The sequence below is a fragment of the Altibacter lentus genome, from assembly GCF_000746845.1.
Classification (GTDB): domain Bacteria; phylum Bacteroidota; class Bacteroidia; order Flavobacteriales; family Flavobacteriaceae; genus Altibacter; species Altibacter lentus.
In genome coordinates this window covers 2,071,595-2,090,980 of the sequence record NZ_KN050846.1, presented here as the reverse complement: position 1 = coordinate 2,090,980, position 19,386 = coordinate 2,071,595, and the positions used below count along the sequence as shown (strand labels likewise).

General features: G+C 43.5%; 18 protein-coding genes. 10 read left to right on the top strand and 8 right to left on the bottom strand.

Translation table 11 applies throughout. The annotated features are described in order from the left end of the window. The first annotated feature begins 87 nt into the window (after window positions 1-87). Together JS40_RS09660 and JS40_RS09655 are read left to right on the top strand one after the other, a co-directional pair. Window positions 88-498 carry a BrxA/BrxB family bacilliredoxin gene (locus tag JS40_RS09660; protein WP_034260173.1) on the top strand — a complete coding sequence of 137 codons (411 nt, stop codon included), beginning with the start codon at window positions 88-90 and terminating at the stop codon, window positions 496-498. Window positions 499-586: 88 nt separating this feature from the next. Then, window positions 587-1,330 carry a lysophospholipid acyltransferase family protein gene (locus tag JS40_RS09655; RefSeq protein WP_034260172.1) on the top strand — a complete coding sequence of 248 codons (744 nt, stop codon included), beginning with the start codon at window positions 587-589 and terminating at the stop codon, window positions 1,328-1,330. Here JS40_RS09655 and JS40_RS09650 read toward each other — a convergent pair. The 8 genes from JS40_RS09650 to JS40_RS09615 all read right to left on the bottom strand — a co-directional run bounded on the left by JS40_RS09650 (window position 1,327) and on the right by JS40_RS09615 (window position 11,987). Further along, window positions 1,327-2,406 (bottom strand): PA0069 family radical SAM protein, encoded by a 1,080-nt coding sequence (locus JS40_RS09650; protein ID WP_034260171.1) that lies wholly within the window; start codon window positions 2,404-2,406, stop codon window positions 1,327-1,329. The two genes, JS40_RS09655 and JS40_RS09650, sit on opposite strands and share 4 nt — an antisense overlap. A 77-nt stretch (window positions 2,407-2,483) precedes the next feature. Continuing rightward, a complete protein-coding gene (locus tag JS40_RS09645; protein WP_034260170.1) occupies window positions 2,484-3,266 on the bottom strand; it encodes an enoyl-CoA hydratase/isomerase family protein in 783 nt (260 codons plus the stop codon). Between the two features lie 45 nt (window positions 3,267-3,311). Beyond that, window positions 3,312-4,769 (bottom strand): sensor histidine kinase, encoded by a 1,458-nt coding sequence (locus JS40_RS09640; RefSeq protein ID WP_034260169.1) that lies wholly within the window; start codon window positions 4,767-4,769, stop codon window positions 3,312-3,314. Window positions 4,770-4,875: 106 nt separating this feature from the next. Continuing rightward, complete coding sequence (locus tag JS40_RS09635) at window positions 4,876-5,424, bottom strand: CopD family protein (protein WP_034260168.1); 549 nt, start codon at window positions 5,422-5,424, stop codon at window positions 4,876-4,878. After that, window positions 5,424-8,531: a WD40/YVTN/BNR-like repeat-containing protein gene (locus JS40_RS09630; RefSeq protein ID WP_034262323.1), complete on the bottom strand. Its 3,108-nt coding sequence runs from the start codon at window positions 8,529-8,531 to the stop codon at window positions 5,424-5,426. Before JS40_RS09630 ends, JS40_RS09635 begins: the two co-directional genes overlap by 1 nt. A gap of 57 nt (window positions 8,532-8,588) precedes the next feature. Beyond that, the gene (locus JS40_RS09625; protein ID WP_034260167.1) at window positions 8,589-9,965 is read right to left on the bottom strand and encodes an MATE family efflux transporter; all 1,377 of its coding nucleotides are present in this window, start codon (window positions 9,963-9,965) and stop codon (window positions 8,589-8,591) included. Next, window positions 9,965-11,002, bottom strand: coding sequence for a ferrochelatase (hemH, locus tag JS40_RS09620; RefSeq protein ID WP_034260166.1), 1,038 nt, complete (start codon window positions 11,000-11,002; stop codon window positions 9,965-9,967). Before hemH ends, JS40_RS09625 begins: the two co-directional genes overlap by 1 nt. Before the next feature lie 94 nt (window positions 11,003-11,096). Beyond that, window positions 11,097-11,987 (bottom strand): AraC family transcriptional regulator, encoded by an 891-nt coding sequence (locus JS40_RS09615; protein WP_034260165.1) that lies wholly within the window; start codon window positions 11,985-11,987, stop codon window positions 11,097-11,099. 191 nt (window positions 11,988-12,178) lie between these two features. Here JS40_RS09615 and hemA point away from each other — a divergent pair, with 191 nt between their 5' ends. The 8 genes from hemA to hemB all read left to right on the top strand — a co-directional run bounded on the left by hemA (window position 12,179) and on the right by hemB (window position 19,320). Continuing rightward, window positions 12,179-13,450: a glutamyl-tRNA reductase gene (gene hemA, locus JS40_RS09610; RefSeq protein WP_034260164.1), complete on the top strand. Its 1,272-nt coding sequence runs from the start codon at window positions 12,179-12,181 to the stop codon at window positions 13,448-13,450. Then, a complete protein-coding gene (hemC, locus tag JS40_RS09605) occupies window positions 13,447-14,358 on the top strand; it encodes a hydroxymethylbilane synthase (RefSeq protein WP_034260163.1) in 912 nt (303 codons plus the stop codon). The genes hemA and hemC overlap by 4 nt, the downstream gene beginning before the upstream one ends. Then, window positions 14,345-15,031: a uroporphyrinogen-III synthase gene (locus tag JS40_RS09600; RefSeq protein ID WP_034260162.1), complete on the top strand. Its 687-nt coding sequence runs from the start codon at window positions 14,345-14,347 to the stop codon at window positions 15,029-15,031. The genes hemC and JS40_RS09600 overlap by 14 nt, the downstream gene beginning before the upstream one ends. A gap of 7 nt (window positions 15,032-15,038) precedes the next feature. Beyond that, entirely contained in the window at window positions 15,039-16,070 is a 1,032-nt protein-coding gene (hemE, locus tag JS40_RS09595; RefSeq protein WP_034260161.1) for a uroporphyrinogen decarboxylase, read from the top strand. After that, window positions 16,067-16,555, top strand: coding sequence for a DUF6973 domain-containing protein (locus tag JS40_RS09590; protein WP_034260160.1), 489 nt, complete (start codon window positions 16,067-16,069; stop codon window positions 16,553-16,555). The genes hemE and JS40_RS09590 overlap by 4 nt, the downstream gene beginning before the upstream one ends. After that, complete coding sequence (locus tag JS40_RS09585) at window positions 16,552-17,328, top strand: EI24 domain-containing protein (protein WP_034260159.1); 777 nt, start codon at window positions 16,552-16,554, stop codon at window positions 17,326-17,328. The genes JS40_RS09590 and JS40_RS09585 overlap by 4 nt, the downstream gene beginning before the upstream one ends. Then, a complete protein-coding gene (hemF, locus tag JS40_RS09580; RefSeq protein WP_034260158.1) occupies window positions 17,325-18,254 on the top strand; it encodes an oxygen-dependent coproporphyrinogen oxidase in 930 nt (309 codons plus the stop codon). The genes JS40_RS09585 and hemF overlap by 4 nt, the downstream gene beginning before the upstream one ends. Before the next feature lie 76 nt (window positions 18,255-18,330). Then, the gene (gene hemB / locus JS40_RS09575; protein ID WP_034260157.1) at window positions 18,331-19,320 is read left to right on the top strand and encodes a porphobilinogen synthase; all 990 of its coding nucleotides are present in this window, start codon (window positions 18,331-18,333) and stop codon (window positions 19,318-19,320) included. The last annotated feature ends 66 nt before the right edge of the window (window positions 19,321-19,386 follow it).

Below are 19,386 nucleotides of genomic sequence, written 5' to 3'. Positions count from 1 at the left end.
AGAGTTTTGACCTTGTAAGCTGCTAAGATCCCCTTAAAATTGGTTATCTTTGCATTAAATTTGTTACACAATTAAAAGTTAAATACTATGTATCCACCAGAATTAGTAAAGCCCATGCGAGAAGACCTAACAAACATAGGTTTCAACGAGTTATATACTGCCGACGATGTAAATGCAGCCTTGCAGAAGGAAGGAACCACTTTGGTGGTGGTCAATTCGGTATGTGGTTGTGCTGCTGCTAATGCACGCCCGGGAGCAAGGATGTCACTTCAAAACGCAAAAAAACCAGATCATTTGGTAACTGTATTTGCAGGGGTAGACCGGGAGGCTGTAGATGCAGCCAGAGCACAAATGGTTCCATTTCCTCCAAGCTCACCTTCCATGGCTTTGTTTAAAGACGGGGAATTGGTTCACATGCTTGAACGGCATCATATCGAAGGCCGACCCGCCGAAATGATCTCCGAAAACCTTAAAGGCGCTTATAACGAGTATTGTTAATAGACTCCAGCCTATACATAAAAGACCACCGCTCTTCCAGTAGGTGGTTTTTTTATATTTTTATAGCACCATTGATCCTCACTCAGGTATGAAACAAGCATCCAGAATATTGAGCTATCCGTTCTCGGTAATCTTTTATTTTTTTTTCGGTCTCAACCTTCTATTGTTTCATCCCACACAATGGATCTGTCTTCATTTTTTTGGATATCAAGCGCATAAAAGCAGTGTAGATTACTTCAATTGGTGGATCCTGAGATGTTTAAATATCTTGGGGACTCGATTTACTATGAACCTTCATACGAGTATCCCTAACAATCTTCCCATTATTATCGTTTCTAATCATCAAAGTATGTGGGATATCCCGCCCATTATATGGTATCTTCGTAAGTACCACCCAAAATTCATCTCGAAAATTGAACTGGGCAAAGGAATTCCTTCCATATCATTTAATCTGAAACACGGCGGAAGTGTGCTTATTGACAGAAAGAACCCAAAACAAGCGACAGAACAGATCATTAAGATCGCCAAATATATTTCTCACTACAACCGAAGCGTTGTCATATTCCCCGAAGGCACCAGAAGTCGTGATGGCAATCCTAAACCATTCAAGCGCCGCGGCCTCGAGACATTGTTTAAATATGCCCCCGAAGCGTATGTGCTTCCGATAAGTGTTAGCAACTCATGGAAATTACAACGTTATGGGATGTTTCCTATGCCTTTGGGTGTTCGATTGAAATTTATAGCACATCCTGCCATTAAAGTTTCCGACTATAACACGAACGAATTGATCGACAAAGTTGAAACCATTATCAATTCGGGTGTTGAAGTTTAAGGTTCATCGAACAATCTTAGTTGTGGCTTTTTAAGGGATTGGTAAAGTGTGGTATTTAATGGAGCCATAGGGCCTTGCTTTAGATATTTTTTCTTGGCCAGTTCCATTGTATCCTTGATTTGCATGGCAAAAGTTCCTTCGCCGCGCATGCGCCTTCCAAATTGGCTGTCGTTTAGCGTTCCTCCGTGGCATTCTGCGATCTGATTCAATATCCGCTCTGCGCGATCCGGAAGGGATTTGTGGATCCAATCGGTAAAGATCTCTGCAATCTGTCCGTTGAGCCTAACGACCGTATAGGCCACATCACGAGCTCCAAGTGTCGCTACTTCTTTTACCAAAGGCAAGATCTCATGACTGTTAAGGGAAGGAATGATGGGTGCCATCATTACACGCACCGGGATATTATTTTCTGAAAGTACTGCTACTGTCTTTAATCGTTGTGCTATGCTTGCGGTTCTGGGTTCCAATAAGCGTCTGGTAGCTTCAGAAAGGGATGTAATGGAAAGATTCACCTGAATTAAATTGTCCCTGGCGAGTTCCTTTAAGATATCAAGGTCCCGAAGAATGAGGGAATTCTTTGTGATGATACCCACCGGATGTTTCTTTTCTAAAAATACTTTCAGGCAGTTTCGAGTGATCTCAAGCTTTCGCTCTATAGGCTGGTAACAATCTGTATTCCCCGAAAAAACAATAGGATGTGCCTCCCATGATTGACTGTTCAGTTTCTCTCGCAATAACTGGGCAGCATTGCGTTTTACCAAAATAACCCTTTCAAAATCCAAGCCTGCACTGTAGCCCCAATACTCATGACTGTTTCGGGCGTAGCAATAGACGCAGCCATGTTCGCACCCCTGATAAGGATTCGCAGAATAGCCCATCCCTACATCGGGGCTTTCCACTGTGTTCACCAGTGATTTTGGGAAGACATCAATATATTTGGTTTTATTGGGGTCTGCCACCTCTTCTTCAGCATGACAAAAATTCAAAAAATCATCCCGAATTTCGTGATGATGCTCGAAAAAGCGGTTATGAACATGTTTTTGGGCACCCCGGCCTTTTATAGAATCTTGGGACATGAATATTGTTTGAGTATGAGCATTCAAAAATATTCATAATTTGGAAATATTCCTATTTATTTTGGAATTACTCCAAGTTATTTTCCAGGAAAATTAGCTTTACGTTTCTCCAGAAATGCCTGTGTCCCTTCTTGAAAATCGGCCGTCCCAAAACACTTTCCAAACTGCGTAATCTCTTCTTCAAAACCGTTCTCCCCGTCTTCATAGCCTGCATTAATAGCAGTAATAGCAGCTGCAATGGCTACGGATGAATTACGCATGATTTTTTGTGCGATCTTTTGTGTAAACTCCATAAGCTCATCGAGGGATGTAACATGATTCACCAGCCCATATTGGAGCGCCTGATGTGCATCGATCATACCGGCAGTCATGATCATTTCCATCGCCCTTCCTTTGCCTACCAATTGAGGAAGCCGTTGCGTACCTCCGTATCCCGGAATAACACCCAAAGAAACCTCGGGTAACCCCATCTTGGCATTTTCGCTGGCAATCCTAAAATGAGCAGACATCGCAAGTTCAAGGCCTCCGCCCAAGGCAAAACCGTTCACGGCAGCGATGACAGGTGTGGAAAGATGTGCGACAAAATCAAACAATTTCGCTTGGCCTTCTGCGGCCAATCGTTCTCCTTGTGCCACCGAAAAATCTGCAAATTCGCTAATATCGGCTCCGGCCACGAAAGCTTTTTCGCCACTCCCGGTAAGGATAATAACTTTTATGCTTTTGGCAGCATCTGCCTCTTTTAAAGCATTATGTAGTTCTTTGATCGTAGCGCTATTGAGAGCATTGAGCTTGCTGGGCCTGTCGATCGTGATGATAGCAATTCCTTCTTTTTTATCGAAACGAATATTTTCGTATGTCATGGTAAAAGTTTTTGGTGGTATTTGATTTTTTGTCTTCTAAAATTACTATAATTTTCTGGGGAATGCTACTTTAAAGGTGGTTCCTTTTCCTTCTTCAGAATCAAAATAAATGGTTCCCTCATAGGTTTCAACAATCTTTTTTACCATGCCCAGTCCAAGTCCCATTCCGCTGGTTTTGGTAGTAAACTTTGGTTCGAACACCTTGGCTTTGTTTGCCTCAATAACCCCTATTCCGTTGTCTTGCACCGTGATCACGGCATTCGCTCCCTCGGGATAGACATGAACTTCAATACGTGGATGCTCCGGGGCACGCTGTTCTATGGCATGTATACTATTCTTGACCAAATTTGTAATCACACGAATAAGTTGTGTTCTGTCGAATTTAGCAATGAGATCTTCTTCTTCGGAAAAGAAATAGATATAATCTTCATTGAAGATATCCAAAGCGAGTTTGGTAATTTTAACGACATTCAAAGTCTCATCCTGCTGGGCCGGCATCTGCGCATACGTTGAAAAAGCCGAAGCAATAGAACTCATCGTATCGATCTGTTGAATAAGCGTATTACTGTATTCCTCTAATTTCTTTACTACATCCGGATCCCCGGGATCGAATTTTCGCTGAAAGCTTTGTACCGTAAGTCGCATTGGGGTTAAGGGGTTCTTTATTTCGTGTGCCACTTGCTTTGCCATCTCTCTCCACGCAGCTTCCCTTTCGTTTGCCGCCAATTGGGCTGCACTGCTCTCCAACTCGTCGATCATACGATTATACGCATTTACGAGGGTAGAGATCTCTTGGGTAGTATCGTTGATGAGTATACGCTTATTGCGCTTGTTAAGGCGCGTCTCGGTGATCTTTTGACTAATGGCGTTGAGCGATCGGGTAATGTATTTGGACAGAAAATAGGAGATCGCAATGGCAATAAGCAACATGAAAATATATGCATACCCAAGCCGTGTTAGATTTTCTTTTAGCTCCTTGTTTAAAAAACCGTCATCTTCTATATAAGGGAGGTTTAGGATCGCCAGCGGCTTGAAATAGCTGTCGGTGATATACGAATACGAAGACTGATATTCCTGACCATCTTCAGAGAATTGCTCTACAAAATGTTTTGTCGGTGAGTTTTCCAAAGCCTCTATCACATAATCGGGTAAGGTCGTATCTGTAGTGTCCTTATAAAAAGTTGCTTTGGAAGATTTAAGCAGGTTCCCTTCCAGGTCGTATAGATACAGTTCAAGATTGTGTATGTTCTTGATCTCGTAGATCTTATCTTTAAAAATCAAAGGAATGTTCTCGGTATCTACAGGATAGGTTGTGGTCTTTAGGGCATAATTTATATTCTCACGAATGGCAGTTTCCTTTCGCAACAAACGCTCCCGATGATAATCTTCGGCCTCTTCACGATATTGGTAGATGGTTACGGCCGCAATAAGTATGGATGCGCCTATTACAATAAGCAGCATAGAAAGAAAGATCCGGAAACGTAAGGATTTGGTAAATCTCATTATTGTTAATATGTTTCAGAAAGATAACAATAATTACACCAAAGCGGTTTCTCTCTTGCATTGAACCGGTCGGGAAAGAAACGCAACAGAGAATTTTCAGCATTTCTCATTCGCTATCCTCGTTGCGTTCCCGCCATCTTTTGTAGAAGCGATATCCCAGCATAAGGAGGAGTGAAAAGAGCACGATGCCTACTACTCCGTAGATCCAGTTCACTGCATTTTTCAGAATCACCAGAAAAACGACCGCAAAAAGAATGATCGTAGCCCCTTCATTGAACAGTCGCATAAAGCCGGACGAATAGCGAACCTTATCCCTTTGAAGCTCATTATAGATGCTGTGACATTTAAAATGGTAGAATATCAAAGCTATTACAAATCCGAGTTTTACCTGCATCCAAGCATCGGTAAAGTAAAAAGGACGCAGTGCGATTACCCAAATGCCAAACCCCAGCGCTAAGATCATACTAGGCCAGGTGATGATGGTCCAAAGGCGTTTGGACATGAGTTTAAGCTGCTTGCCAAGGATCTCCTTTTCCGGAGATGCCTTATGAGCCGCCTCTATTTGATACACAAAAAGCCGGACGATGTAGAACAATCCCGCAAACCATGTAATCACAAAAATGAGGTGCAGCGATTTTATATAATTGTATTCCATTATTCCTTGGCTTCTTCAACAAACAAATAATTTAAATTCTGGGCGTTGAATGCATCGTTGAATTCCTTGATCTCGTTGGATACCAAGGTTTCGAATTTCAGTAGTTCTGCATCGATCTGCTGTGTAAGTTCATTCTTTACTGCAATATCCTGCCGAGTTGGTGGAAAATCATCCATCCCTACCAAACTATTTAAATGCGCTAATTTATTTGTAAGTCTTATCGGAAAATTGAGGGGGTCTTGTCCACTCTGATTTTGTGTTTGATACAATGCCTTTTCTATATTGCCAAACTCCTCACTAAGCGATTTTGCCTTTTCCACTAAGGACTGCACGGACTTATTGTCTTTGTATTGTTTCTGAAAGGCTTCCAGTTGCTCATTGATCTTTCGTATTTTCTTGATGGACTTATGGGCCTTGTCTACCGTTGCATTGACATCTGTAATAAAATCGAATTGTCGCTGCATCCCCTCTTGATCGGTTTCGGCATTTGCATCCGGCAGGATCGTGAAAGACTGTGATTGCATATCATCCCCTACTTCCAGAACCACTTTGTACGTTCCCGGCACTGCCTGTGGAGCTTCAGTACTGGCCCACCACAATATCATACCTTTGAGTCGTTCTGCGCCTTCGCCGCGAAGGTCCCAGATATGGAGGTTGGCCCCTTCTTTTACCTTCAACTTGTCTTCGTTGCTTTTTGTACTGAAGGTCTTGATGGTATCATTCTTTGCGTTGAGATAGCTCAATCGTATCTCTTTTTCTGAAGGATCCTTCACATAGAAATACGTCATCACTCCGTTAGGGTGATTCATTCCGCTGGTAAGAGATCCCGAACGTGAATTTCCATCCATACGGTATGTATCCTTTGGTTTGAACAGGAATACATCTTTGTCTTTTGCACTAGCCAATTGATGGATAACGGTAAGATCATCAAGGATCCAAAGGCTTCTTCCCTGTGTAGCAACAATAAGGTTATTATCCTTCAGCGCCAGATCGGTGATTGGCACGATGGGCAAGTTAAGCTGAAAAGGTGCCCAGTTGCTTCCGTCATCAAAAGATATGTACATTCCGGTCTCGGTGCCGGCATACAGCAACCCTTTTCTTTTTGGATCTTCCCGCAGCACACGGGTAAAATGTTCGGCGGGAATTCCATTCGTGATCTTCTTCCAAGTCTTTCCGAAGTCATTAGTTTTGTACAAGTAAGGGGCAAAATCCCCTGTCTTATACTTGGTGCCTGCAATATAACAGGTTCCTGCATCGAACACCGATGGTTCCACACTATTGATCATCATCCACTCCGGCATACCCTTGGGAGTTACATTCTCCCAGGTCTTTCCGCCGTCACGGGTAACATGCACCAGACCATCATCACTTCCCGTCCAGATGACCCCCGGAGTCACCGGCGATTCGGCTGCGGCAAATATGGTTCCATAGTATTCTACCGAAGTGTTATCCTGAGTGATGGGCCCTCCCGAAGATTTTAGTTTGGTAGGGTCATTGCGTGTAAGGTCCGGGCTCATCACATCCCAACTTTCTCCCTCGTTCATAGTGCTGTGCAAATGATTGGAAGCTGTGTACAACTTGTTCGGGTCATGGGGCGAAAAGAAGATTGGAAAATTCCATTGGAACCTGTATTTCATGGCTTCCGCTCCATGTCCCATGGGATTGTCCGGCCAGACGCTAACACTTCTCACCGTACCCGTCTCATGGTTGTAACGGGTCAGGAAACCATCGTAACTTCCACCGTATACAATATCATTATTTTCGGGGTCTACCGCTATATGAGCACTTTCTCCACCGGCGGTAGATTCCCAATCATCTTCATCAATACTCCAGCCCTCATTTCGGTGTTTGATGCGAATGGTGGAATTGTCTTGTTGGGCAGCATAAATTCGATAGGGAAATGAATTATCTGTGGTGACGCGGTAGAATTGTGATGTAGGCTGATTGTAGTAGGTGCTCCATGTTTCGCCGCCATCGTAGGTGACCTGTGCGCCTCCGTCGTCACCAATGATCATTCTATTGGGGTTCTCCGGTGCGATCCACAGGTCGTGATGGTCGCCGTGTGGTGCATTGTAGGTTTCGTAAGTTTTCCCTCCATCGGTACTTTTGTGATAATTGACATTAAGTACGTACATCACATCTTCATCAACAGGATCGGCGTAGATACGTGTGTAATACCATGCTCGTTGTCTCAGTTTGCGTTCACTGTTTACGTGATCCCAGGTCTCTCCGCCATCGTCACTTCTATACACCCCGCCTTTATCTTTATTTTCAACTATGGCCCACAGCCTGTCACTATTGGCCGGAGACACAGTGATCCCAATGATCCCTAGCGTATCGGTTGGGAACCCCTTATTCTTTGATATTTCTTTCCACGTCTCTCCACTATCGGTACTCTTCCACAAAGCAGAACCGTCTCCCCCACTACTCAAACTATAAGGTGTTCGCTGTACATTCCAGGTGGAGGCATACAAGATGCGCGGATTATTAGGGTCCATGATAAGGTCTACGGCTCCGGCTTGTTCATTGGCAAAAAGTGTTTTCCGCCATGTCTTTCCCCCATCGGTGCTTTTATATACGCCCCGATCTTGTGTAGGTTTATAAATATTTCCCAGAACTGCGGCATATACAATGTTATGGTCTTTTGGGTGTATCGCTAAACGAGGGACATGCCTACTTGTTTCAAGACCCATTTGCTTCCAGCTCTTACCGGCATCTTCAGATTTCCAGATCCCGTAACCGGATGAAACGTTTCCTCGCACAGTTTTTTCCCCTCCACCTACATAAATCACATTTGGATCATCGGCAGCAACTTCGATGGCTCCTATGGAACCTCCAAAATAACCGTCGGAGATATTCTTCCAGTGTCTTCCTCCATCTTTTGTTTCCCAGATTCCGCCGCCTGTTGCTCCAAAATAAAAAAGATTCGGTTTGCCGGGAACGCCTGTCACCGCAGCACTTCTTCCGCCACGGAAAGGTCCAATAAGCCGGTACTCCAAAGCATCGTATTGTTGGGAATTGTAGGTTTGTGCTGAAATCTTTTCAGAAGGGATTCCGAAGCAAAGAAAACAAAGAAAAAGGACACATTTAAAGAGATATCGATTCATAAGAAGCATGTAAAAAAGTTTGTTTAAAGATAATAGTTCCCTTCGGTTTCAAAAAATCTATACGATCATTTTCCGCACTTCACGATTCAAATAATAACCGGTCACGATGGTCGAGAGCACATCGGCAATAGGGAATGAGATCCAGACGCCCCAAACGCCAAAATATTGTGGTAGTATTAAAACCAAGGGAATGAGGAAAAAACCTTGTTTTGTTAAACTAAGCAGCAGGGCTGGAATTGCTTTTCCAATGGCCTGAAAATAAGAGGCTCCAATAAGCTGGATCACGATTACGGGAGTCGCAGCAAAGACCCAACGCAAAGCATCGGGGGTGCGCTGTAAAATCTCCGCGTTGTTCGAAAGGGTTTCGGCATCCAGTCCTTGGTTGTTACTAATAAAAATGGAAACGATATCGGTTGGAAAGACCATGATAATGGCAAAAATGAGCAGCGCCAGGGCTCCGGAGTATTTAATGGAAGTATTGATCGATTCGCGAACGCGTTGATATTGTTCGGCTCCGTAATTGTATCCCGCTATAGGGAGAAATCCTTGATTGACGCCAATTACAGGGAACAGTGCGAACATGAGCATCCTACTAATGATACCGTAGGTAGCTACATCCAATGCATCCCCGTGGGTGATCAACACATTGTTAAGAAGAACGGTCATCACGGCGATGGTTCCTTGACGTGCCAAGGTTACAAAGCTCAAGCTGCTAATTTCGGAAACCAGTCTTTTGTGGAGGGTAAATGATTCCCAGCGAAGTCTGAGTTCACTTTTAGCAAAGAAAAACCACAAGATAAACACAAAACATACGGCATAACTAATAAAAGTAGCCCAAGCAGCACCTTCCATGCCATAGTCCAAAACGTTAATAAGAATATAGTCCATGAATATATTCCCGATGGCAGGCAGCATCATGGCATACATTGCGAACTTTGGTTTGCCTTCGGCGCGGATCACATTATTGCCCATCATACACATGGCCAACATAACGATACCATAGAGCACGATTCGATAATAGACCAGCGCCAGGTCCTTAAAGGACTCATCGGCACCAAAGAATTCAATAAGATCGTGTTGAAAAATAAGTCCGAGTACAGCCAACAAGCCAGAACTTAAAAAAGTAAGTGTGATCTGGTTTCCGAAAACCCGAAGCGCTTTTTCTTCATCCCCCGCGCCTAACGCTCTGGATAGCACGGAGCTTCCTCCAATTCCTATAGAGAGCCCAATGGCCCCAATGAAGAACGTAATAGGGATCACTACGGTAATGGCCGAAATCGCCAAAGGACCGATCCACCTTCCAACGAAAATAGTATCGACGATCATGTTCAACGACATGACCAGGATCCCAATGGAGGCAGGTACCGCCTGACGTATCAATAGTTTACTGATAGAATCTTTACCAAGCGTATCCGATCTCCGTTCGTTGGCCATTAAGCAATTGCTGATTTAACATCCACGATGCGCCATTCATCTATCCAGCCGGTAAGAACCTCTGCCCAGTCATCGCGATCGTTCAAACAGGGTATGGTCGTAAATTCCTTACCCCCTACCTCGTGAAAGATCTCTTCGCCTTCCATAGCGATCTCCTCTAAGGTCTCCAAGCAATCACTAACAAAGGCCGGTGTTACAACAACCAGTTTTTTGATTCCTGCTTTCCCCATTCGTTCAATGGTACGATCTGTATAAGGTTGAAGCCAAGGATCAAATCCTAAGCGCGACTGGAAGGAGGTAGAGAATGTCCCCGGAGTGAGATCCAATTTTTCGGAAACCAAACGAGTGGTCTCATAACACTGGTGGCGATAGCAGAACTGATGCGCCGGAGAGGGCATGATACAACAACTATTGTCTATGGTACAATGCGATTTAGTAATATCACTTTTTCGTATATGGCGTTCGGGAACCCCGTGATAACTAAAAAGGAGATGATCGTATTCTATGTTAGTTAATGTTTCTGAAATGCTTTTCGATAACACATCAATATACTCGGGTTTGTGATAGAATGCCGGTAGGGAGGTGATCTCTAACTCCGGAAAGAATTCTTTTTTAAGCGCAGCAATGGCAACTTCGATCGTTTCGGTTGTAGCCATGGCAAACTGAGGATACAAAGGTGCTACAAGTACATCATCTACCCCCTGGTCCACCAATTCCTGAAGCCCTTTTTTCAAGGTCATACTGCCATAACGCATGGCCAAGGCAATAGGTGCTGTGGTCCGGGCCTGTATTTTTTTCTGAAGCCGTTCTGAGATGACAATAAGCGGAGAACCTTCTTCCCACCAAATACGTTCGTAAGCAGCAGCCGATTTTTTGGGTCGTGTGTTCAGGATGATTCCTCGTACCAACAAGATACGAGCCCACCGAGGAACATCAATGACTCTTGGATCCATTAAGAATTCATCCAGATATCTTTTAACATCCTTCGGGTTGGTGCTGTCGGGTGAGCCGAGATTTACAAGGAGGACTCCTTTCATGGTACTATTCTTTATTTCGGAACAAAATTAGTTTTTAAAAATTCAAGCGTCAAATCGCACACCTATTAAATACCAATCTGCCCATTAGTTATTTTTATGCGGTAAGGCTCATCAAGTATTTTTTTGGAGTGGTCCCAAACCGTTTTTTGAAAGAGGCTATAAAATGACTTGCCGTACTGTACCCTACCTTCAGTCCGACTTCATTCACGTTGTGATTCCCTGACGCCAAAAGCTGTCTGGCCACTTCCATCTTATAATCGAATAAAAAACTAAAGACAGAATCGCCATAGATTTGTTTGAAACCCTCTTTTAATTTGTTAATGGGCAGTTTGATCTCTTCGGCCAACTCCTGTAAGGTAGGGGGCTCTGCCATTCGTGCAATGATAATCTCCTTCGCCCTTTTTATTTTAAGTACATTATCCTCATCTGCCAAAAAAGGACATTGCTCCACGTTCGCTTCCGCAGGGCGATTGAAGTACAAGCTAAGTAATTCGTACGCCTTGGCTTTAAAATAGAGCGGTTTGATGGATGGATGTAAGTTGTAATTCATCAATTGATTCAACACAATTGCCATAGAGGGTGATATGGTAGCATCTTTGTAATACTTCCTATCCTTATTCTCATCACTTAAAAAGTGAATGTAGTTAGCTTCTTTGGAGAAAAGACTGTGGAATTTCTCAATAGGTAACAACATGGAAAGCACCCAGGACTGACTGTTCACCCTAAGGTCTAGGGGAAGATCGCGTTGCGGATTATACAACAACAACGAGCTGTCCTCTTGCAAGGGCAGGCTGTACGTCCCCTCGTTAAAGCTAAAGTGTGCAGCGCCCTTTACACAAAAATGAAACTGAATGAAGTGAGCCCCGATCTCCCGGGTAAACACTTGGCTGTCAATAGTTTCATTGTTAAATTTTAGTATAAAAAAACTAGTATCTACCGATACTTCTTCATAATAACTTTGAGCGACATTTTTTTGTACTTCCATACGGTGGATAAGCTATTTTATTTAGAATCTCTCTAAATAAAAAATGATCTAAAAATTGTTAGAATCGCGAATTTACAGCATAAAAACATGACAAATATCAGTTTTTAGGCAATTTTAACAGCCAACGACATAATTGATACCGCTGGCGTTATTTTTTAAGTTAGATTGCGATTACATTTGCGCCATCAGGTATGAAAAATAACGGTATAAAAACATCTTCGCTTTCTTCGGAAGGGAACTTTTATGCGATCGGGTTAAACTATAAGAAGGCCGATGCAGAAATTAGAGGACACTTTAGTATTTCTGAAGAAGCTCAGGTCAACATGCTTACCCAAGCCAAGGAGGAAGGCATAGTATCTTTGAGCGTCATTTCTACGTGTAATCGAACCGAGCTCTACGGAATTGCCCAGCATCCCTTTCAACTTATAAAACTCTTGTGCCAGCACACCAATGGTACGGTAGAGGAGTTTGAGAAAGTGGCATATATTCACAAGAACAAGGATGCGGTGAGCCATCTGTTTAAAGTTGGTACCGGTCTGGACAGTCAGATCCTTGGCGATTTTGAGATCATTAGTCAGTTGCGCAACGGGTTTCGACGTTCCAAGAGCATGGGTGTGATGGATCCTTTTTTAGAACGTTTAGCCAATGCCGTGATCCAGGCCAGTAAACGTATTAAAAATGAAACTGAGATCTCTACCGGGGCTACTTCAGTGAGTTTTGCCGCAGTACAATACATTATGGCTCGTGTTCCTTATGTTTCAGAAAAGAACATTTTACTCTTCGGAACCGGAAAAATTGGACGAAATACGTGTGAAAACCTTATAAAACACACCAAAAACGAACATATCACCTTAATCAACCGTACAAAGAACAAGGCCGAAAAGATCGCCGGAAAGTTTAATTTGGTTGTAAAAGATTACGCGAATATTCAAAGTGAGATCGCACAAAGTGATATTCTTATTGTCGCCACAGGAGCACAACATCCTACCATTTCAAAGGAACTGTTATTCTTAAAAAAGCCATTACTTGTTTTGGACCTTTCCATTCCGAAGAATGTTTCAGAAGACGTTACCAAGAATCCTTTGGTCACTTTGGTCCACTTAGACAATCTTGCTTCCGTAACCGACAAGACCTTAGAAAGACGGGCGCAGCAAATCCCTATGGCAGAAGCGATCATAGAGGAAATTATGACCGATTTTAACAATTGGGCAGAGAACAGGAAATTCGCTCCTACTATTAAAGCTTTAAAATCGAAGCTGGCAGAGATCAAGGCCGGTGAGATCGATTTTCAGCGAAAGAAAATCGATAATTTCAACGAAGAACAGGCCGAGATCATTAGTAACAGGATCATCCAAAAGATCACCACACATTTTGCCAACCATCTTAAGAACGATTCCATCTCCACTCCGGAGAGTGTCGAATTGATCAAACAAGTCTTTCAACTTTCAACCGCAGAGGCGTGAACAAAACCATTCGAATTGGAACAAGAGACAGCCAGTTAGCTTTATGGCAGGCTGAAACGGTCCAGTCACAATTGCAGGAGCTGGGCTATACTACGCAGTTGGTTCCTGTAAAATCGACCGGCGATCTCGTTTTGGACAAACCTTTATATGAGATGGGGATCACGGGCATCTTCACCAAGACGTTGGATGTTGCTATGCTGAACGGAACAGTAGATATCGCAGTTCACAGCATGAAAGATGTTCCCACCATATTGCCAAAAGGAATCGTACAAACCGCTGTTCTGCAGCGCGCTTCCTCAAAAGATATTTTGCTTACAAAAGGGGCTTTCAATGCAGAAGCTCCTGCCACAATTGCCACAGGAAGCCTTCGCCGAAAAGCACAGTGGCTCCACCGTTATCCGCATCATAAAGTGGTGGATCTACGCGGGAATGTAAACACTCGATTACAGAAGCTGAAAAATGAGCCTTGGCAAGGCGCCATTTTTGCGAAAGCAGGTTTAGAACGAATTGATTTGCTTCCTAAAGATTATATGCCCTTAGACTGGATGGTCCCTGCTCCGGCGCAAGGTGCCATGGTCGTGGTTGCCCTTGAAAAAGATACCTTCTGTCGCGATGCCACAGTACAACTTAATCACAAGGATTCAGCCTTGTGTACTCATATTGAAAGAGAATTCCTCAATGTTTTGGAGGGCGGCTGTACGGCTCCTATAGGTGCGTTCGCTCAAATTTCAAACACTACGTTACGCTTTAAGGGGGTGCTATTCTCCTTGGACGGTACGACCAAAATAGAGATCGAAAAAGATGCCGAAATAGAGGCTTGTGATCACTTCGGAAGGAGATGTGCAGAAGAAGTATTGAAAAATGGTGGGGCGGAATTGATGAAACAGATAAAGAATGAGTCAAAATAATGGTACCATACTTTCTACGAAAAAACTTTCGGTCGCTCAAAAAGAATTGTTCTTGGGGGCTGGATTCGGATTGGTGGAATACAATGCCATAAAAATTCAAATTTTAAACTTTTCTGCACCCAAAAGTATCAAAAATGCCATTTTTTCAAGTAAAAATGCCATAAAAGCGATAAAAATCCATCGCCCTGACCTTTTTGATAACAACATTGAAAATTGTTTTTCCGTAGGTGAATCGACAACGATGCTTTTAGCCAAAAATGGGCAAAAAGTGACTAAAACAGCTCAATATGCTTCAGAATTAGCCGAATATTTAGTAAAAACCCACAAAAACGAAGCGTTTTATTTTTTCTGCGGAACAGAACGCCTCGAAGAACTTCCTGCAACCTTGAAAAAGGCGAAAATGACCCTTTTTGAGATAAAAGCATATAAAACTGAGCTAAATTTGAAGCAATTCCATCAAAATTTCGACGGAATCCTGTTTTTTAGCCCGAGTGGGGTTCGAAGTTTCGTGCAACAAAATGAATTGAGCACCGGTATTGCGATCTGTATTGGAAAGACGACCGCTTCCGAAGCAAAAAAATATACAGAACACGTTGTAGTGGCAACTACAACTTCGGTGGAAAGTGTGATCGCGAAAGCGGTAAAAACCTTAAAAGAATTAGAAAAGAAGTAATTACAATATGATTAAGAACGATCTATTTTTAAAAGCGCTTCGCGGTGAAACTGTGGACCGACCTCCGGTTTGGATGATGCGACAAGCCGGAAGGTACCTGCCGGAGTTTCAGGAAATAAAAGCCAAATACGATTTTTTCACGAGGTGTCAAACCCCTGAACTTGCTAGCGAGATCACGGTGCAGCCTATTCGCAGATACGGCATGGACGCCGCTATTTTGTTCAGTGACATCCTAGTGATCCCACAAGCGATGAACATTCACGTAGAGATGAAACCGGGTGTAGGTCCCTGGCTCCCGGAACCTATCCGTTCTCAAAAAGACCTGGACAGGGTGATCGTACCGGATATTAATGAGACGCTTGGCTACGTCATGGAGGCTATAAAAATGACAAAGGAAAAATTGAACGATGAGATCCCGTTGATCGGTTTTGCCGGTAGTCCGTGGACCATTCTGTGCTATTGTGTTCAAGGGCAGGGAAGTAAGAATTTTGACAAAGCCAAGGAATTTTGTTTTACACAGCCTGCGGTTGCACACGAACTGCTTCAAAGAATCACAGATACGACCATTCACTACCTAAAAGAAAAAGTGAAAGCAGGAGTGAATGCTGTTCAAGTGTTTGACAGTTGGGGAGGCATGTTATCGCCCACCGATTATCAAGAATTCAGCTGGAAATATATCCAACAGATCATTGATGCTTTAAAAGACGAAACCCCGGTAATAGCCTTTGGAAAAGGGTGTTGGTTCGCCTTAGATACTATGGCCAAAAGTGGTGCCGCAGCTCTGGGTGTCGACTGGACCTGTTCTGCCCGCAATGCCAGATATCTAACAGGCGGTAACATTACATTGCAAGGAAATTTCGATCCCACCAGATTGTTCAGCCCTCCTTCAGAAATAAAGAAAATGGTTACACAAATGATCAATGACTTTGGAAAAGACCGTTATATCGTAAATCTGGGGCATGGGATCCTGCCAAATATTCCTTTGGAAAATGCCGGGGCCTTTATAGAAGCCGTAAAAGAGTATAAGGCTGAAGTGTGACAATTTGGGCGCGCATACAAAAATTGAGTATAGGCCAACTATGGAAGTTGTCCCTTCTTTTTTTAAGCAGACCGCGCTTAATTGGTCCTACCCTGCGTGCCACGCGAAAAACCATGGACATTTGTGACAGGTTGTATGGAAAAGCACATCATAAGAGCACAAAAGGAAACGCATTTCGACATGCCCTTTGGAATTATTTGATCTGCCATGAACATTATAAAATAGCCGAAAACAAACAAAAAGCAGTCGTTTGGGCAAAAAAAGTGACAACTTTATATGAAAAAGTGACTCAAAACGCAATTATCGACGAAAAAATGGATTTACACAATAATGAGATAGGACGCCGTGAATTCCATTCCAATATTCTGTTAAAACAAGAAGAAATAGTATCTTTTTTCTCTGAAAAAACCCAAAAAGCAGTAAAAATTACCCCCGAAAGCAGAAATTACCCCAAAAATGAATTGGTTTACATCGTAGAATTATGATCCGAAACATCTTAAAAGGTATACAGGCATACCGAACGGCTTGGCCGCTCATCAACAAACTAAATCTGTGGCGCTATTTCGCTGTCCCCATGGTCATTAGTTTTTTTACTGCATTGCTCATTGGATTTTCGGCATGGGGGCTTTCGGACAATCTGGGAGCATTCCTCTCTTTGGCCTGGGTGTGGGAATGGGGTGCAGAAGTCGTTCGTACCATAAGCGAAATACTGGCAGCAGTGCTCATTGTTGCCTTAGGACTTATTTTATACAAACATATTGTCATGGCGATGAGCGCCCCTTTTATGTCTCCTGTTTCTGAAAAAATTGAAGCGCATCTCATGGGCGTAACGCATAGCCACAGAAATACCGGTAATGCGAGTCAGTTATGGCGAGGAATAAGGATCAATGTTCGAAATTTAGGCATGGAGCTACTCCTTTCTATCCCTATTCTTTTGCTGGGCCTTATCCCGGTAATAGGCGTTGTTGCTGCCTTCCTTCTGTTTTTGGTTCAATCCTTCTATGCCGGCTTCGGAAATATGGACTACACTTTGGAACGTCATTTTTCCTACACCGAAAGTATACGCTTTGTCAAGAAACATCGTGGAATTGCCATTGGGAACGGGATCGTCTTTATGGCGATGTTATTCATCCCTGTGCTTGGAATTATCCTTGTGCTTCCTTTATCGGTTACGGCAGCTAGTACAGAAACCATTGCTATCTTAAGAGAACACGAGCGGTTTTCTCCTAATAAGTCCACACAAAACCTACCGAAATGAAAGAACAATTTGTCGCATACATACGCTCCCTTCAGGATACCATAACTACTTCACTTGAAGCGATTGATGGCGTTGCTACGTTTACCGAGGATCCTTGGGAGCGACCCGATGATAGTTCCGGACTTAACACCGGAGGGGGCGGTGGCCGAAGCAGAGTGATCGAGAACGGTGCCGTGTTTGAAAAAGGCGGGGTGAATATTAGCGAAGTGCACGGCAAGCTGCCGGAATCCATGCAGCAGTACTTTGGTGTGACCAACGCCGACTTCTTTGCGTGTGGATTGAGTTTAGTCCTCCATCCTAAGAATCCTTTTGTTCCCACCGTACATGCTAATTGGCGGTATTTTGAATTATATAGCCCAGATGGCAGCATTGTAGAACAATGGTTTGGTGGCGGACAGGATCTCACCCCCTATTATATTTTTGAAGAGGACGCAAAGCATTTTCACAGTGTGTGCAAAGCGGCCTGCGATAACCATCATCCCGATTTCTACGAACAATACAAAAAAAGATGTGATACTTACTTTTACAATGCGCATAGAGAGGAGGCCAGAGGGATTGGCGGTTTGTTCTTCGATTATTTGAAAACAACCGATGACATGAGCATGCAAGATTGGTACGCCTTTGTGACAGAAGTGGGTAATAGCTTCTTAAAAAGCTACGTGCCAATTGTGGAAAAACGAAAGGAGCTCCCTTATTCTGAAGCGAACCGCAAATGGCAAGAGATACGACGAGGACGTTATGTAGAATTTAATCTCGTTCACGATAAAGGAACGTTGTTCGGACTAAAGACCAACGGCCGGATCGAAAGTATCTTGATGAGCTTGCCTCCTGTAGTGCAGTGGAAATATAACAACCATCCCGAACCGGGCAGTGAAGAACAAAAATTAGTAGAAGTACTGAAACATCCGCGTGAGTGGATCGATTAATAAAAATGGCCATGTGTTTGTTCTCCCCGGAATCAATCCTTTAAGGATCACATGAACAGATAAAAAAACAATTATTATGTACCCATTAAGAAGAAACAGAAGATTACGAACCTCCGAAACCATTAGAAGTCTGGTACGAGAGACTATCCTTTCACCTAAAGATTTCTTAGTTCCTCTCTTTGTAGTGGAAGGAAAAGGCATCAAAGAAGAGATCGCGTCCATGCCTAACTATTACCGGTACAGTCTGGACCTTTTAGCACACGAGGTGAAAGAGCTGGCTTCGCTGGGATTGAGCTCGGTGCTGTTGTTTGTAAAGGTTCCCGAAAAGCTTAAAGACAACACCGGAAAAGAAGCCCTCAACGCCGAAGGACTTATGCAACGTGCCATAAAAACCGTGAAAGACGCAGTCCCGGACATGCTGGTAATGACCGACGTGGCCTTGGATCCGTATTCACAATTTGGCCATGACGGGATCGTTTCCGAAGGAAGTATCGTGAACGATGACACCAATGCAGTCCTTGCCGAAATGGCACTTTCGCATGCAAAAGCCGGTGCCGATTTCGTTGCGCCCAGCGATATGATGGACGGGCGCATCTTTGAAATTCGCTCACTACTCGAAGATGAAGGATTTCACGATACAGGTATCATGAGCTACAGCGCTAAATACGCCTCGGCATTTTACGGGCCTTTCAGGGATGCGTTGGATTCGGCGCCGGTGAACTTACAACATGTACCCAAAGACAAGCAAACCTACCAAATGGATCCCGCCAACAGGAAAGAGGCGATCAAAGAGACGCTCATGGACATACAGGAAGGCGCCGATATCGTAATGGTTAAACCCGGGTTGTGCTATTTAGATATTGTACGAGATATTCGTGAGGCGGTAGATGTTCCCGTAGCAGTTTACCAAGTGAGTGGGGAATACGCCATGGTAAAGGCTGCCGCCCAGAAAGGATGGTTGGACCACGATGCGGTGATGTTAGAACAACTTACCGCTATTAAAAGAGCCGGAGCCCATGTGATCGCTTCTTATTTTGCAAAGGATGTGGTGAAATTATTGTCCTGATCCGGTTTCAGCAGTTTTGGACATATTTCTGCGGAAAAGGATACAATAATTTTGTATGTTTAGAAG